Origin of the sequence: Cloacibacillus evryensis DSM 19522 (genome assembly GCF_000585335.1) — a bacterium.
GTDB classification, from domain to species: domain Bacteria; phylum Synergistota; class Synergistia; order Synergistales; family Synergistaceae; genus Cloacibacillus; species Cloacibacillus evryensis.
On sequence record NZ_KK073872.1, the window covers coordinates 3,051,532 to 3,067,036 of the forward strand.

A 15,505-nucleotide genomic window follows, 5' to 3' on the forward strand; every position below is an offset into this window, starting at 1 on the left:
CTCAACTCTTTTTGTCTTAGTTTATTGTAAAAATCAGCGGTCGATCTCGATCGGCATATATACGCAGTCGGTGATGCTGTGATATTGGTGCCACGGATAATAGCCGGTCTCGTCGTAAAACTTGTCGTGGACTATGCCCGGGGCCATGATGACCTCCTGGTAGAAGGTCTCGTCGCTGTTTTCGGTGAACTTCTGCATCTTGCCGAAGCCGAGTATCTGCGCGTGTACCTCGTCAAAATCGGGCGTGTGCGTCTGATGCTTCCCCGACGGCGCCATCGGTTCGGCGTAACAGAAATTTATCCTCCTGCCGCCGACCGTTATCTGCGGCGATTTGTAATAGGGAATGCCGCGATGGCGCTCGAAGCCCGAGACGTCGAAGAGCGACGGCCATGTGCTTTTCATAGATGCCCAGAACTCCGGCTTTCCAGCGTCTTTGTCGTAATCCCTGACGACGAGCGCCTGCTTTATCCGCATGACGGCAACGTTCTGCACTACCGTGCCCTTCAGCGGAAGGAGCGGGATCGTCTTTACAAAGATATTCTCTCCCCCGTTCACCGAGAAGTTAAAGACGAGGCTCTTTTCCTTTATAAAATATTCCGCTTCGTTTTCGACATATTCGACGTCAAAGAACGGACGCGCGAAATCGAGTTTTGTTATGCTCATTTTAAGACACTTCCTTTCGTTAATTGCCAATCAGGCAGAGTGTGACCTGCGGGACATAGGTTATGATTATAAGCGCGACGGCGAATACCGCGAGCAGAGGCACCGCTTTTCTCGCGACGGTCATGGCGGAAAGCTTCGTCATCGCCGCGGCCACAAAGAGATTCATGCCCACGGGCGGCGTCACGAAGCCTATGGCGAGGTTCACGACCATCAGCACGCCGAAGTGCACCGGATTTATTCCCGCCATCATGATCACGGGCAGGAAGATCGGCGTCATGATGAGGATCGACGCTCCGGTGTCTATAAGCATTCCTATCACAAGCAGGATCGCGTTTATTACGACCAGCAGCAGAATCTTGTTTTCCACGAGTCCCCCGAGGGTTTCCGCCACGAGCTGCGGGACATGAAGAACGGCCAAAACCTTCGCGAAGGCCGCCGCCGCGCCGATTATCAGCACACAGGGAACGAGAGTCCGCGACGTCTGTACAAGAATTGGAACGATATCCCTGTATGTGACCGTCTTATAGACGAAGAGGCTGATAAAGAGCGAGTACAGCACCGACACGAGAGCCGCCTCCGTAGGCGTTACGATCCCTCCGTAGATGCCGCCGAGAACGATGATCGGCGTCATCAGCGCCCAGGAGCTGTGGCGCAGTATCTTCCAAAGTCCCTGCGCGCGCAGTTTGTCGACTGATGCGTTGATCTTTTCCTTATCCTCTCCGTGCTTCTTGCAGTAGAACCAGGCGTATCCCATTAGCATCGCACCAATAAGTATCCCGGGCATCACGCCGCCGACAAACATGTCGCCGACCGAGACGCTGCTGCTGTTTGAATACATTATGAATGGGATGCTCGGCGGGATTATCACGCCGAGGCCGCCGGCGACGGCGACGAGTGCGGCGCAGAAGCTAAGCTCATAGCCAAGGCTCACGAGAAGCGGGATCGTCATCATCCCTACCGCCGCGGTGGTGGCGGGGCCGGAGCCGGAGATCGCGCCGTAGAAGAGACAGGTGACGACGACAGCGCAGGGCAGGCCGCCCGTGCATTTGCCGATAAAGAACGAAAAGACGTCGAAGAGCAGCTTCGATATCTGGCCGTAGCCCATGATTATCCCCGAAAGCATAAAGAGCGGGATCGCAAGCTGCGTCGTCACGTCAAGCCCGGACACCATCGCCATGACTATATACTCAAGGTCGACGATAAATTTCGGGTCCAGAAAGCTTGGTATCGAAGAGGCGATTATCAGTGTGATGCCAATAGGCACGCCCACTAAAAGCAGCGCGATGAATCCGACCGTAAGCAAAAGCATTACTTCGTACCTCCTCTATTTTCAGAACCACAGGCAAGCATCCTGATAGTAACATATCCGAGCTGTGCCAATCTGATCATCGACAGGACTATCGAAAAAACGATCGTCCAGTATATGAGGTCAAGCGAATATGGCAGTGTCGTCGCCGCCGTGTGCCCCATCCGTTCCGCCAGAATCGTGGAAGGACGGATCAGGATCGTAAAATATACGAGCATCACGCCGTAAGACACAAGCGAGAGGATCATTTTAGCGCGCTCTGAGATAAACTCCATCACCACGTCGAGTTTTATCGCGATATTCTCCTTTATTGAAAGGCTGATCCCCAGAAATGTTATGCAGACGAAGACGTGACGGCACAACTCCTCCGACCATGAAAGGAATGAGGAGAAAAAGACGCTCAGCGTTATCTGCGCCGTCATTACGACGACGAGAACCGCGATGCCAAGGGATATCAGCGATACCTCAAAATACTTGTCCAGCCAGTGCAGCAGTTTCATTATCCGACCCCCATAATCTTTATTGATTCCGGGCCGCCCATGGACGGGCGGCCGTTGAACACCGTAAAATTATTGTCCGTTTAGTCTTTTATGCCGCATGTTTTAAGATATGCTTCAAGCAATTTCGGATCGACCTGCTTTGCGGCGCGCTCCCTGGCTCCCTTGAGCGTGGCTTTGCGAAGCTGGTCCCTGAGGCCGGGAATTTTGTCAAAGTCAATAAACTTCATGCCGCGCTCTTTGACAAGCTTGTCGCGGAAGCCCTCTTCCGACTTATCGGAATATTCGCATATCATCTTTGCCGTCTCATTGGCCGCCTCCGCTATTATCTTCTGCGCCTCGGGCTGCAGCGACTTCCATGTCGCCTGTCCCGTAAAGAATATTATATTGTGGAAGATATGGTTGCTGTTGGTCACATACTTCTGGACCTCGTAAAGCTTCTTGTCATAGACCTGGCTGTACGGATTCTCCTGCCCCTGAAGCATTCCCTGCTGCAGCGCAAGGTATACCTCTGAGGCGTTGAGTGGCGTCGCCTTCACGCCCAAAGCTTCGAAGAAGGCGATATGGTTTTTGTTTTCCATCGTGCGCAGCTTCATACCCTTGAAATCGCCGATGCTCTTGATCTCCTTATTAGTCGAGATGATGCGGAAGTTGGAATCTGTCGTCGAGAGCAGATGATATCCGGCCTTCTCATATTCCCTGCCTATCACCGCGAGCCACTGAGGGTCGGCCAGAGCCTTCCTCGCGGATTTGACGTCCTTGAAGGTAAACGGGATGTCATAGACGGCAAGCGCGGGGATGACGTTGACGACCATCGCGGGAACCGTGACCATGAAGTCCACCTTGCCGACCTTCATCGTTGAAAGGCAGTCGATATCCGTGCCGAGAATATTCTGTCCGAATACGTCGACCTTAAGCTTCCCGCCGCTCTTTTTCTCGACCAGTTCCTTAAAATTGTTGGCAAAACGCGCGTTCGTACAGTCGAGAGGCCCCGCATAGTGAAAGACCATCGTTCTCGGCTTGATTTCCGCCGCGGCGGCCGCGCCTCCGAAAATACCGCCGAATACCATCGAAATGACGGCTGTCGCCGTTAAGATCACGCCATAAATATTCCTCTTCATAAATCCATACCCCTTTACAATTTTATTTTTTCAATCGTTTATGCCGATTGACGTTTCCGTTCGTTTTATACCGCGGCGGGGAAGGTTACTCCGGCTTCTTCGTCACGACTTCGATGAAGGTCCCCATCTCTTTGCGGCAGTCGTAGTAGGCAAACTGCGTCAGCGCCCCGATACCGTTGAATGTCGGATCGCCGTATCTGCTCTTCATATAGGCGTTCAATTCGTCGAACGGGATATCGTCGGTGTCAAAACAGAGATGGTGAAGCCCCTCGCCGCACTCTTGCAGAAAATCATAATAGATGCTCTGGTCGTCGAGCGGCTGCATCAGCTCGATCTGCACACCGTTAAAATCCGCCACGGCCATGCTCGATTCGATTCGATGGGGACGCCCGTTCTTAAATACCGGGCCGCATGTGCCGCGTGAGGAACTCAGGAAAAATTTCCGGAACTCCCCCGCGCCAAGGCCGACCCAATGCTCAATTGCCTTGTCGATATCCGTCACCACCATGCCTACCTGCTTCAATCTTTTTGCCGCTATCTTCATGATATTCACCTCAAGTTGTAAGTTTTTAATCTATATGACGCCGTCCAAAACCGCGCTATGCGATGCCGTGCTCCGCAAAATATTTCTTGGAGCGGCTAAGCACCCGTCTTACATGCTCCTCCGCCCCAAGCCGCTTCGTGCGTTCCGCGTGCGGTATCTCAAGGCCCAAGACAGTCTCCGGCGGCAGCGCCGCCGCGTACTCCGCGACGGGCAGCGCGCCTTCGCCCGGATAGAGCCTTTCATTGCCGGCCGTGTACGCAAGGCCTCGCGGGTCGATCTCGGCGGGCGCGTCGCAGATGTGGGCCACCGGGGCGATCAGTTCGCGCGGGCAGGCGGCGACCTCCTCCGGCGTAACGCCGGAACGGAAGGTGTGGAGCAGGTCGAAGGCGACGCGCGTGTTCTTCCTGCCAGTCTTTTTTATGAGCGCGAGGGATTCTTTCAGATCCTTAACGTCGGACCAGGTTACAAATTCCAAATTGACCGACATCTCAAACTCGGCGGCGAGATCGCAGAGCCCGGCAAACTTTTCTTCGTAGAACGAGACGTTCCCCGTCCAGATATTCGTCGTCAGGTTCCTCACACCGAGGCACGCCGCCGCCTCAAGGTCGGGCGCGAACTCGCGGATATCCTTTATAGAATCGTTGATTTTTATCAACTCGATATCGATGATGGGAACGCCAGTCTCCTTCACCGCCCGCTCCGTAAGCGCGAAAAGTTCCCTGTCGGAAGCGATGTCGTGGACCAGCTCCGCCGGCGCGCCGCGGTTGATCGTCCGCGGACTCACATAGTCGTAGCCCGCGGCGGCCGCGTTATATATCATCTCCGGCAGCGTCCAGCACATTCTTGTCAGATGTACGAGCGAATACTTTCTCATCCCTTTTCTTCGCTCTTATGATTTGAGCCGGCCCTGCGCGCGCAGGAAATTCATCTCGGCGAGATACATGAAATCGGCCGGGGCCTCAATGCCGAACCAGAGGCGCATCTGCTCTATCGCGCCGTTGATATTCATCCAAAGGCCCGAAAGCGTCGCGCAGCCGCGCGCCTTCGCCTCGGCAAGCAGCTTCGTCTCCGCGGGAACGTAGACAACGTCGCAGACCGTGTGCGCGGGCGAAAGCCACTCCGTATTGAAAAGTACCGCGTCCGACTTAGGGTACATCCCGACCTTTGTCGCATGGACGACGACGTCGTAGTCGGCGAGATTTTTCTCTATCGTTTCGTCATTCATATAATCAACGGTGCAGCGGCCCGGATAGAAGATCTCTATTCTGCTTTGCAGCTTCTCCGCGAGCGCGAAGTCCTCTTTGATGTTGAGCACCTTCAGGTCCTTCGCGCCGCTCTTTGCGAGGGCCGCCGCCACCGCGCTCGCCGCGCCGCCCGCGCCGAGAATGAGGAACTTATGCTCGGCGATGTTCATACCGCAGCGCGTCTCAAAAGCCTTGACACAACCGGAGCCGTCCGTGTTGTACCCGATGAGCCGTCCCTCCCCGTCGACGACGATAGTGTTGACGACCTCCGTACAGCGCGACGATTCGTCAAGGCCGTCCAGGTACTTGTAGACGACAGTTTTGAAGGGCATCGTCACGGAGGCGCCGCCGAAATGGAACCGCTTGAGATTCCTCACGACATGCTCGAGGTCCTCCATTTCAATTTCGTACGGCGCGTAAAAACAGTCCATGCCCAGCGCCTGATAGACGCTGTTGTGCAGATATGCCGCCGCGCTCTGCCCCAGCGGATTGCCGAAAAGCCCGATAAATTTTGTGTTGACTGTCGAATTGAACATTTTTAGATCACTTCTCTCTTTTGGATTTGCTGTTTCTGTTTCACTAAAATTATTTTTAGGCCTTTTCGTCATGATTTAGATATCCGCAGGCTTTATTTCCACCTGCTTAACGCGCTTTGCCGGTTTCTTCATGCCACACCACTCCTTATATAAAAATTTCTAATATATATAACGCACACTTATTTATATAAAATATTTATTAATCTTAATAGGTATACCTTAATTAATATGGTGTGGATTGTCAAGCACCAGAATGGTACTTTAAAAAGTGCCATACGGGGGCGATGCTCCGCCGGGAGAAAACAAAGTGCTGTCGGAGTTTGCGCCGGGCAAACGTGTCAACGAAGATCAGGACATAGACGCTCCGATGGCCGCCGGCGCGGCCGGCTTTGCCGTTTGCAGCGGCGTGTGCTTTGGCAGAACGCAGCGCGCGGCGGCGGTCCTGAAGAGGCGCGCCTTTTCTGCTATAATGCAACACAGTTAAGTTGCGTTTTTATTTGAGGTGGGGCGGATGTTGGAGATCGATGTCGTAAAAAGGCTCGGCGGCTTTTCGCTCGAGGTGAGGGCCAATATCGCTGAGGCGGGGATCACGGCGCTCGTCGGGCCGTCAGGCGCGGGAAAGAGCACGGCGGCAAAGCTCATGGCGGGGTTGCTCGCGCCCGACCGAGGCAGGATCGCCTTTAACGGGACTGTATTCTTCGATTCCGCCGCCGGCGTGAACATTCCCGCCGAGCGGCGCGGGATCGGTTTCGTCTTTCAGGAGCACCGACTCTTCCCCCACATGTCGGTGATGAGGAATCTCGCCTACGGCTCTTTTGCCGGAGGCAGGCGGACGAAGGCGGATCTCCTGCGGACGGCGGAGATTTTCGGCATTTCGGCGCTGCTCGACCGCCGCCCCGACACGCTCTCGGGCGGCGAGAGCCAGCGCGTTTCGCTGGCGCGCGCGATATTGGCGGCGGAAAATTTCATTATTATGGACGAGCCGCTTTCGTCGCTCGACGAGGCGCGCAGGGACGACCTTATGGGCTATATCGAGAGGATACCGGGACATTTCGGCCTCCCGATAATTTATATAACGCACAGCAGGGAGGAGGTAATGCGGCTCGCGAAAAATGTGATTTTGATCGAAGAGGGCCGGGTGAAGGGGCGCGGAAGCCCCGCTGGATTGATGGGGAGAGGCGGCAGTGCCTCTCGCGAATGTCAGGAATAATGAAAGGATGGATTTATCGATGAAAAGGTTACTTACGGCGCTGCTCGTCCTGCTGGTTTTCTGCGCGGAGGCGCGCGCCGCAACGCCCGCCGTCACCACGGGAGCAGGCTATATGAAGATGGTCCAGGAGTTGGCGGCGGCCTATAAGAGCGATACCGGCAAACAGGTGCAGGAGGTATACGGCGGCAATATCGGCCAGATGCTCGCGCAGATCGAGGCCGGCAACGGCGTGAATGTCGTGATAAGCGACAAGGGAGCGCTGAAAACCGCGAAGTCTGACGTGAGGATCGCGAAGATGCAGCCGCTTGGAGCGACTGTGCTGGTCCTGGCCTGGCGCAAGGGGATAGAACTCTCTTCGCCGAACGATCTGACGGGCGATAAGGTGAAGTCGGTCGCCTATCCCGATCCGAAGGCGGCGATCTACGGCCGCGCCGCCGCGAAGTATCTTGAAACAACCGGCCTCGGGGCGAAGATAGCGCCGAAGGTATCGCAGGTCTCGACCGTACCGCAGGTCTTTTCTTATCTGGTATCGGGCGAGATGGACGCGGGCTTCGTGAACCGCGTCGTCGCGCGCGCGGGCAAGGATAAGATCGGCGGCTCGCTGGAGATCCCCTCGGGCTATCCGCCGATCGAGATGGTGGCCGCCGTCGTTGAAGGGGCGGAGAACGACCCGGCCGTCGCCGATTTTCTTAAATTCCTCGGCGGTAACAGGGCGGGAGCCATAATGAAGAAGCACGGCGTGCAGTAGCGGGGAGAGATCCGCATCAAAGGGCTTTTTTCCCCCGCTCTCTTGTTTTCCATAAGGCTGACGCTGACGAGCTGCGGCGCGGCGCTGGCGCTCTTTCTCGCGCTGGGGCTGCCCGCGGCGTACTGGTTCAGCCGTTCGCGTTCGCCGGGCGCGAAGGCGGCGGCCTTTTTTATCACGCTGCCGCTCGTCTTCCCGCCGATCGCGCTCGGCTATATGCTGCTTCTGCTGCTCGGACGCAACGGCCCTCTGGGGGCTCCGTTCGAGCATTATCTGGGACTGCGGCTGGTCTTTTCGACCGGAGCGGTGATTTTGAGCGCCTTTGTCGCGGGGCTGCCGCTCTTTGTGCGCCCCGTGCAGGCGGCATTCCAAAGCCCGGGGATAATGAAGCTCGAAGAGGCTTCCCGCGTGCTGGGCTGCGGCCCCGTCAAGACGTTTTTCTTCGTGACGATGCCGCTCGCAAAGCGGAGCATCCTCTCGGGACTGTTGCTCGCGGTGGCGCGCGCCTCGGGAGAGGTCGGCGTCACGATGATGCTCGGCGGCAATATCGCCGGGCGCACAAACACGCTGTCGCTGGAGATTTTCAACAGCGTCTCGCGCGGCGATTTCGACGAGGCGACCAGCCTCTGCCTGCTGCTGGGCTCGGTCAGCATGGCGATCTATTTTATTCTGGACAGACTGCAAAAGGAGAGCTGACGATGTTTTATATTTCCGACGGTTATATCGACGGGCTGATAGGCGAGGACCTGCAGCTCATGGACCTCACGACGATGTCGATGGGTATCGAGGAGGCGCCGGGACTGGTCGAATGTTTCCCCAAAAGGGAGTGCGTGCTGGCCGGAGTCGAGGAGGCGGCGCGGATCTTTGAGAGGTGCGGCGCGCGGGCCGAAGTGCTGAAACCATCCGGCACGCGCGCGGAGGCGCGCGGGATATGCCTCCGCGCGCGCGGCACGGCTGGGCGCCTCCACGCCTGTTATAAGCTCGCGCAGAACGTGATGGAATATTCCTCCGGCATCGCTACGCGCACGGCGGAGATGAGCGCGGCGGCGCGCGCCGTAAATCCCGCCGTCCACGTCGCGGTGACGCGCAAGCACTTCCCCGGCGCCAAGGCGCTCTCGCTCAAGGCCGCGCTCGCCGGCGGAGCCTCGCTGCACCGCCTCGGCCTCTCGGATTCGATACTGGCCTTCGACCAGCACCGGATCTTTGCCGACGATTTCATCGCGCTGATCCCGAAAATGGCGGCGGCCTTCCCCGAAAAGAAGATCGAGGCGGAGGCGGAGAGCCCCGAGGAGGCGATGGGCTATCTGCGTGCCGGCATCGATATGGTGCAGTGCGAACGCTTCGCGCCGGCGGAGCTTGCTGCCTTCGTTAAAGAGGCAAAGGCGGAGTTTCCGCGGGCGGTCATCGCCGCCGCCGGCGGCATAAACGCCGCGAACGCCGCCGAGTACGCCGCGACGGGCGTCGACGTACTCGTGACCTCCTGGGTCTATTTCGGCAAGCCGGAGGATATCAAGATGAAGTTTTCGCGCGCGTAGGCCGGGCGAAACAAATATAGAGAAACCTATACGGATAATGGACGCCGCGCCGTAAACCCCGGGAGGGGCAGGCGCAGGCGTCCTGTTTTATCCGCGAAGCCAATATGACGGATTCCAAAACTGGTGTTTTTTTCCTTATTAATCACTAAAATGACCGATTTTGTTCATTTTTACTTTATTATGATATTTGAATCGTGGGATATATCGTGATATTATATTTATGCAACATGGTTGCGTTTAATATTTTTCAAAAGGAGACACCAAATGAACAACGCTCTATTCAAATTTGCAAGGCCGGAAAATGAACCCTCACTGAGCTATGCCCCCGGATGTCCCGAAAGAGAGCTGCTCAAAGAGGCTATCAGGCAAATCGAATCCGAGGTCGCCGAGATACCCCTCGTCATAAACGGCGAATTTATTTACACCGGCAACACCGGCAAGGTCGTGATGCCGCACGACCACGCGCATAAGCTGGCCGTCTATCACAAGGCGGGAGCGGAAGAGATGGAGCGCGCGATCGCGGCGGCGACCGCCGCCCACAAGAGCTGGAGCGACATGCCCTGGACGGAACGGGCCTCCATCGCGCTGAAGATAGGCGAGCTGATAGACAAAAAGTATCGCTATATATTGAACGCCGCCACGATGATGGGGCAGAGCAAGAGCGTATGGCAGGCCGAGATCGAGGCGGCGAGCGAAACGATAGATTATTTCCGTTTCGGCGTCCATTGCATGAACGAGCTCTACGGCGACCAGCCGGCCTCCGAGGAGGGCGTCATCAACCGGCTTGAGTATCGCCCGCTCGAGGGTTTTGTCTACGCCATTTCACCGTTCAACTTTACGGCGCTGGCGGCGAACCTGCCGATGGCCCCCGTGATGATGGGCAACACCGTCGTCTGGAAGCCTGCGACGACCTCGCTGCTCTCAAGCTGGTATCTGATGAAGATATTCATGGAGGCTGGCGTCCCCGCCGGCGTGCTGAACTTCATGCCCGGCCCCGGTTCCGTCGGCAGCAAGGTGGTGCTGAACAGCAAGGATCTCGCCGGCATCCACTTCACCGGCTCGACGCAGGTCTTCAACAGCCTCTGGAAGGGCGTCGCCGAGAATCTCTCGACCTACCGTTCATACCCGCGGCTGGTCGGCGAGACCGGCGGCAAGGATTTCCTGTTCATCCACTCCTCGGCCGATATAAAGGCGGCCTCCACGGCTTTGATCAGGGGCTCTTTTGAATATCAGGGACAGAAGTGCTCGGCGACGTCGCGCGCCTATGTGCCCGCGAGCCGCTGGGGAGAGCTTCTGGCCGAGTTCAAGGCGATGATGCCGGAGGTGCGCATGGGCGACCCGCGCGATTTCCGCAACCTGGTCAACGCCGTGATCGACGAGGCCTCTTTCGACAACTGCATGGAGTATATCGAGTATGCGAAAAATTCCCCCGAAGCGGAGATACTCTTCGGCGGCGCCGGCGACAAGAGCGTCGGCTATTTCGTGCAGCCGACGGTGATCAAGACGACGAATCCGCGCTTCCGTTCGATGGAGGAGGAAATATTCGGCCCCATCCTCACCATCTACGTCTACGACGACGATAAATATATCGAGACCCTCAACCTCTGCGATGAGACTTCCCCCTACGCGCTGACCGGCGCGGTTTTCGCAACCGACCGCGACGCGATAAACAAGGCGGAGAGCATCCTTAGATACGCGGCGGGGAACTTCTATATCAACGACAAGACGACCGCCGCCAGCATCGGCCTCCAGCCCTTCGGCGGCGCGAGAGCCTCGGGAACGAACGACAAGGCCGGCAGCAAACTCAACCTGATCCGCTGGTGCTCGCCGAGAACGGTCAAAGAAAATCTCCTGCCCCCGCATGATTTTAAGTACCCCTACATGCTGGAGGAATAGAAAAGCGGCCGGAACGGCATGTTCCGCCGGTTAAAAACGCTTATACCGCTCTCCCAACTGGATAACGCCGTATCTGAGCAATGCGGCGACATGAAAAAGCCGGCGCGCCCACGCCGGCTTTTTTATATTGTCATAGGAAAATGTTTGATATTTGCGCGCGTTTCAGCGTTTTGGCGGCGTGCCGTCTTTGGGCAGATACTTCAGCGGGTCCAGCGGCGTACCCTTCGCGTTGCGCACCTCAAAGTGAAGGTGGTTCGCCGTCGCGCGGCCCGTCCGCCCCACTTTGGCGATCACGTCTCCCTGCTTGACCCGCTGCCCGACCTTGACGTCGTTGGAGGAATTATGCGAATAGAGGGTCCATAGCTTGCCGTCGTGGTTTATGACGACGACTTTGCCGTATCCGCGGAAGCCCGCCCCTCCGTTTGAAACGACCTCGACGATGCCGTCAAGCACGGCGCGTATCGGGGTGCCCTTCGGGGCGAGAAGGTCCACGCCGGAATGGTTTGGCCTCCGGCGGCTGAATCCGCGGCTGAAGGCGCCGCCTTCGAGCGGCCATTTCATGTTTTTTATAAAATCAGGCGCTCCGCCCGAAATCATCTCTTCTTTGTCCCACTCGACATCTCCCGGCGAGGCAAGCTTTCTTATCGCCGTCTCAAGCGGGTCCTCCTGAAACTCCTGGTAGTCGACCCCGTCTGCGTAAAGCGGCGCGGGGGCGAACAGCATCAACAGAAGCGGCAGCGCGCGGAGAACGGCGCGCGCCTTTGGGAACAACTTCATTGACCAGTCAACATGGAGAGCATCTCATCCATGATCTTTGAATCATGTCTGCCGTTGCGCATTTTCATCGAATGGTCAGCTCCTTCTATCACGAGATATTTTTTATTTTCTTCGGGTATGTTTATCGCCGCGAGCAGCGACCGGCAGGCGGCGTCGGAGAAGATACCGTCGTTCGTGCCGCGGAAGGCCACCGCCTCTTTCGCCCTGACGTCGTCAAGCATGTCGGGATCGATGGTCTCCCGCAGCGTCGAGAGGATCGGCAGCGACATCATCGTGCGTTCCGCCTCGGGCATCGAAACGAGCCCCGTGCCGCTGACGATGACCTTTTCGATCGGGGCCCCGCTGCCGCAGGCAAGCGCCAGCGCGATTATGCCGCCGAGCGAAAAACCCCAGATCCACAGCTTCGCGGGAGACAGGGACTCCACATGGCAAAGCGCGGCGGCGCAGTCGTCCAGTTCATTCTTAAAGTTTTTGCCGCGGAAAGCGTCCATCGCCCAGCCCGCGATATTGTCGTTGTAGTCTTCGCGGTCCACCGGCCGCCTGCTCGTCTCGCAGAGCCAGGGAGTGAATCCCCGCTCCGCCAGTATGCAGGCAAGATGGCGGAATTTATTGTGCGCCGACAGGTTTGCGCTGCTGTGGACGCCGTGGAGCAACAGCACATGCGTGCCGTTTTCCGTCTCGGGATAGAGGCGGCTCAGCTTCACTTCCCGGGTGCCGAAGCTGCCGGGCAGGATGGTCACTTCATTTTTGAATCTGTCTGCCATTATTTTTATTGTGCGGGAATTTTCGCCAAAGGCCGAATGATCAGCAGGGATCAGAGATGCCAGTTGCCTGAATAGCTTTGGGTCCGCCGCGCGCGGCCGCGTAACGATACGGCGCGGGAGCGGCAAACCCAAAGTTAAGACGCAAATGACGTTATATCTCTATTTTCCCTGATGTGCGGCAAGCGCGCAGGCCGAGGCGATCGAAAGGAGCTTCGCTTCCGCGGAGTCGGCGCGGCTCGTGAGCACCACCGGGGCTTTGGCTCCGAGGACTATGCCCGCCGTCTTGTTTTCCGCGAAGTAGACGATGGCCTTGGCAAGCATGTTGCCGGACTCGATCGTCGGGACGTGGAGGATGTCGGCATATCCGGCGACGTCTGATTTGATCCCCTTGTGGTGCGCCGATTCGGGCGAGACGGCGTTGTCGAGCGCGAGGGGGCCGTCGATGAGGCAGCCCTTGATCTGGCCGCGGCGGTTCATCTGCGTAAGGATCGCCGCGTCAATGGTCGGCGGCATGTCGGGGTTGACAACTTCGACCGCGGCTAGGGCGGCGACCTTCGGGCAGGCGACGCCGAAGGCGTGGGCGAGCTCGACGACGTTTTTGACGATGTCGATCTTTACCTTAAGTTCGGGATACATGTTGAAGGCCGGGTCCGAGATAAAGAATACGCGGTCATAGCCCTTCACCTGATGGATGTAGACGTGCGAGAGCGTCTTGCCGCTGCGAAGCCCCTTCTCTTTGTTGAGGACTCCGCGCAGGAAGTTGGCGGTGGCGACCATGCCCTTCATAACGATCTGCGCCTGGCCGCTGGAGACGAGTTCAACGGCTTTGAGGGCCGAGGCGGCCTCTCCGCCCTTTTCGTCGATGACTTCATAGTTGGCGAGGTCCACGCCGAGTTTGTCGGCGACTTCTTTGATTTTATCGGCGTTGCCGACGAGGAATGCGTTCGCGATTCCGGCCTTGCGGGCGTTCTCCACCGCTTCCATCACTTCCGTGTCTTCGGCGCAGGCGACGCTGATCTTTTTCGGTCCGACTTCCTTGGCGTATTCCAAAAGCTGATCGAGATTACGAATCTGTTCCATCTGTAAAAAACCTCCCTGAATTTGCGGCCCGGTGTTGGAGCCAGAGCTTACTAAAGATATGTGATTCATTATACACTTAAATTTTTTATTTGTAGAATCTTTTAGCGCAATTAACCTTACGATTTTACGCCGAGCGATATTATTTTCGTGAAGGCCTTCTCGGGGGTCATATCCAAATATTCGACCTCCTCTTCGGGGAAAAAGAAGACCAGCCCCGTCGTGGGGTTGGGCGAGGTAGGGACGAAGACCGTCAGCTGCGCCGTGCCGTCCGCCAGCACCTCGCGCCGCGAGACGAAGCCGATGATGTAGCCGCCGGCCACAGGGACCTTCGCCGTGCCGAGGTAGCTGTTTTCACCGCCGCGCGCCGTGAAGGTCTGAAGGATGTCGCGGAAGGTCGTATACCAGCCGCCGACCACGGGGATCTTCGTGATGATGAATTGTTCCAGCAGGTTCAGGATCGACCTTTCGCGGCGGCGCAGCTTCCTGCCGATGTAGATGAGGAGGAAGACGAGGAAGACGCTGATCGCCACCGTCGTCCTGCGCGACTGGGTGATGCCGAAGATCACGGAGCCGATAGATTCAAAGAAGTATATCAGATAATAGAAGAGGAAGATGAAGAGCGCGAGCGGCAGAAAGGCCACACAGCCAAGAAAAAAGTCGCGCCCCAGCCTGCCCATAAAACTCACATTGCCTTTATCAGGTTTTTTTGCCGTGTCGTTATTTTTATCCGGATCCATTACAATCACTGCTCCTAGGCTTGTCAATTACGCCCGCTCTGCGTTATTCTATCGTCAGAAAAACAGAGGGAGGCGTCCGCGTGAAAACTCAAAGAAACTGGGTCTATTGCATAACGCGTTTTTTAGTGTCTATATATTTTACACTCTACCACAGATTGTCGATATACGGGAAGGATAAAATCCCGCGGGACCGCACGGTCATCGTCGCGCCGAACCACGCGAGTTACCTTGATCCGCCGCTGGTCGGCTATGCCTTCTACCCGGAATATCTGAAATTCGTTGCCTGGGCGAAGTTGTTTTCCTTTCCGCTCTTCGGAGCTTTCCTGCGCGCGATGGGTTCCGTGCCCGTCTCGCCGGACAACAAAAACAGCTCCGCCGCGCTGCTGCGCCTCGTGATGGGCTTTCTTGAAGAGGGCTACAACGTCTTCATCTGCCCCGAGGGACACCGGACCGAGGACGGGCGTCTGCAGCCGCTCGAGGGCGGCGTCGCGATCATGTCGCTCAAGACTGGGACTCCCGTGATCCCGACATACGTCTCCGGCACCTACCGCGCGCTGTCGCCGCGGATGAAATTCCCGCGTCCCCGCAAGCTGACGGTGACCTTCGGCGATCCGATCGATCCCGCCTCGCTGCCGGAAGGGCTGACGGAGAAGGAAAAACGCCGCTGTATCCTCGACAAGATAGAGGAATTTTACAAGGCGGAGGATGCGAAGGATAAGGAGAAGTATCCGCTGGACTAGCTTGTTTTTGCGCCGGTTTGATTTATAATATTGGAAATGTTTCAATTTATAGAGAAGGCTTCCGCTCCCGGGGAAATGTTCCGCGGGAGGGGAAAGGACGGCCGCATTCG

Annotated in this window: 17 protein-coding genes; 6 read left to right on the top strand and 11 right to left on the bottom strand. The window is 57.0% G+C overall.

Annotated elements, in window-relative coordinates; translation table 11 throughout:
- Positions 1-33: 33 nt before the first annotated feature.
- The 7 genes from CLOEV_RS16225 to CLOEV_RS13670 all read right to left on the bottom strand — a co-directional run bounded on the left by CLOEV_RS16225 (position 34) and on the right by CLOEV_RS13670 (position 5,911).
- The gene (locus CLOEV_RS16225) at positions 34-663 is read right to left on the bottom strand and encodes a hypothetical protein (RefSeq protein ID WP_051485113.1); all 630 of its coding nucleotides are present in this window, start codon (positions 661-663) and stop codon (positions 34-36) included.
- 19 nt (positions 664-682) lie between these two features.
- Positions 683-1,972 (bottom strand): TRAP transporter large permease, encoded by a 1,290-nt coding sequence (locus CLOEV_RS13645; protein WP_034444392.1) that lies wholly within the window; start codon positions 1,970-1,972, stop codon positions 683-685.
- Positions 1,972-2,469 carry a TRAP transporter small permease gene (locus CLOEV_RS13650; RefSeq protein ID WP_034444394.1) on the bottom strand — a complete coding sequence of 166 codons (498 nt, stop codon included), beginning with the start codon at positions 2,467-2,469 and terminating at the stop codon, positions 1,972-1,974. The genes CLOEV_RS13645 and CLOEV_RS13650 overlap by 1 nt, the downstream gene beginning before the upstream one ends.
- An 80-nt stretch (positions 2,470-2,549) precedes the next feature.
- Positions 2,550-3,587 (bottom strand): TRAP transporter substrate-binding protein, encoded by a 1,038-nt coding sequence (locus CLOEV_RS13655; RefSeq protein WP_051485114.1) that lies wholly within the window; start codon positions 3,585-3,587, stop codon positions 2,550-2,552.
- 85 nt (positions 3,588-3,672) lie between these two features.
- Positions 3,673-4,131, bottom strand: coding sequence for a VOC family protein (locus CLOEV_RS16230; protein ID WP_051485115.1), 459 nt, complete (start codon positions 4,129-4,131; stop codon positions 3,673-3,675).
- A 55-nt stretch (positions 4,132-4,186) separates the two neighbouring features.
- Positions 4,187-5,005 carry a sugar phosphate isomerase/epimerase family protein gene (locus CLOEV_RS13665; protein WP_034444396.1) on the bottom strand — a complete coding sequence of 273 codons (819 nt, stop codon included), beginning with the start codon at positions 5,003-5,005 and terminating at the stop codon, positions 4,187-4,189.
- A 15-nt stretch (positions 5,006-5,020) separates the two neighbouring features.
- Positions 5,021-5,911: a shikimate dehydrogenase family protein gene (locus CLOEV_RS13670; RefSeq protein WP_051485116.1), complete on the bottom strand. Its 891-nt coding sequence runs from the start codon at positions 5,909-5,911 to the stop codon at positions 5,021-5,023.
- 511 nt (positions 5,912-6,422) lie between these two features.
- On the opposite strand from CLOEV_RS13670, the gene CLOEV_RS13675 reads away from it, so the two are divergent.
- The 5 genes from CLOEV_RS13675 to pruA all read left to right on the top strand — a co-directional run bounded on the left by CLOEV_RS13675 (position 6,423) and on the right by pruA (position 11,297).
- The gene (locus tag CLOEV_RS13675; protein ID WP_034444398.1) at positions 6,423-7,121 is read left to right on the top strand and encodes a molybdenum ABC transporter ATP-binding protein; all 699 of its coding nucleotides are present in this window, start codon (positions 6,423-6,425) and stop codon (positions 7,119-7,121) included.
- 19 nt (positions 7,122-7,140) lie between these two features.
- Positions 7,141-7,869 carry a molybdate ABC transporter substrate-binding protein gene (modA, locus tag CLOEV_RS13680; RefSeq protein WP_034444400.1) on the top strand — a complete coding sequence of 243 codons (729 nt, stop codon included), beginning with the start codon at positions 7,141-7,143 and terminating at the stop codon, positions 7,867-7,869.
- Between the two features lie 42 nt (positions 7,870-7,911).
- Positions 7,912-8,562, top strand: a complete 651-nt coding sequence (locus CLOEV_RS13685) for a molybdate ABC transporter permease subunit (protein WP_008709498.1) — start codon at positions 7,912-7,914, stop codon at positions 8,560-8,562.
- 2 nt (positions 8,563-8,564) lie between these two features.
- Positions 8,565-9,401 carry a ModD protein gene (modD, locus tag CLOEV_RS13690; protein WP_034444405.1) on the top strand — a complete coding sequence of 279 codons (837 nt, stop codon included), beginning with the start codon at positions 8,565-8,567 and terminating at the stop codon, positions 9,399-9,401.
- 264 nt (positions 9,402-9,665) lie between these two features.
- Positions 9,666-11,297, top strand: coding sequence for an L-glutamate gamma-semialdehyde dehydrogenase (gene pruA, locus CLOEV_RS13695; RefSeq protein WP_008709495.1), 1,632 nt, complete (start codon positions 9,666-9,668; stop codon positions 11,295-11,297).
- A 162-nt stretch (positions 11,298-11,459) separates the two neighbouring features.
- Here pruA and CLOEV_RS16235 read toward each other — a convergent pair whose 3' ends face one another.
- From CLOEV_RS16235 to CLOEV_RS13715, 4 genes are all read right to left on the bottom strand, one after another.
- Positions 11,460-12,074: a M23 family metallopeptidase gene (locus tag CLOEV_RS16235; protein WP_008709494.1), complete on the bottom strand. Its 615-nt coding sequence runs from the start codon at positions 12,072-12,074 to the stop codon at positions 11,460-11,462.
- The gene (locus tag CLOEV_RS13705; RefSeq protein ID WP_008709493.1) at positions 12,071-12,838 is read right to left on the bottom strand and encodes an alpha/beta hydrolase; all 768 of its coding nucleotides are present in this window, start codon (positions 12,836-12,838) and stop codon (positions 12,071-12,073) included. Before CLOEV_RS13705 ends, CLOEV_RS16235 begins: the two co-directional genes overlap by 4 nt.
- Before the next feature lie 159 nt (positions 12,839-12,997).
- A complete protein-coding gene (locus tag CLOEV_RS13710) occupies positions 12,998-13,918 on the bottom strand; it encodes a phosphate butyryltransferase (RefSeq protein ID WP_008709492.1) in 921 nt (306 codons plus the stop codon).
- A gap of 116 nt (positions 13,919-14,034) precedes the next feature.
- Entirely contained in the window at positions 14,035-14,655 is a 621-nt protein-coding gene (locus tag CLOEV_RS13715; protein ID WP_008709491.1) for a DUF502 domain-containing protein, read from the bottom strand.
- Positions 14,656-14,735: 80 nt separating this feature from the next.
- Here CLOEV_RS13715 and CLOEV_RS13720 point away from each other — a divergent pair, with 80 nt between their 5' ends.
- Positions 14,736-15,395, top strand: coding sequence for a lysophospholipid acyltransferase family protein (locus tag CLOEV_RS13720; protein WP_008709490.1), 660 nt, complete (start codon positions 14,736-14,738; stop codon positions 15,393-15,395).
- The last annotated feature ends 110 nt before the right edge of the window (positions 15,396-15,505 follow it).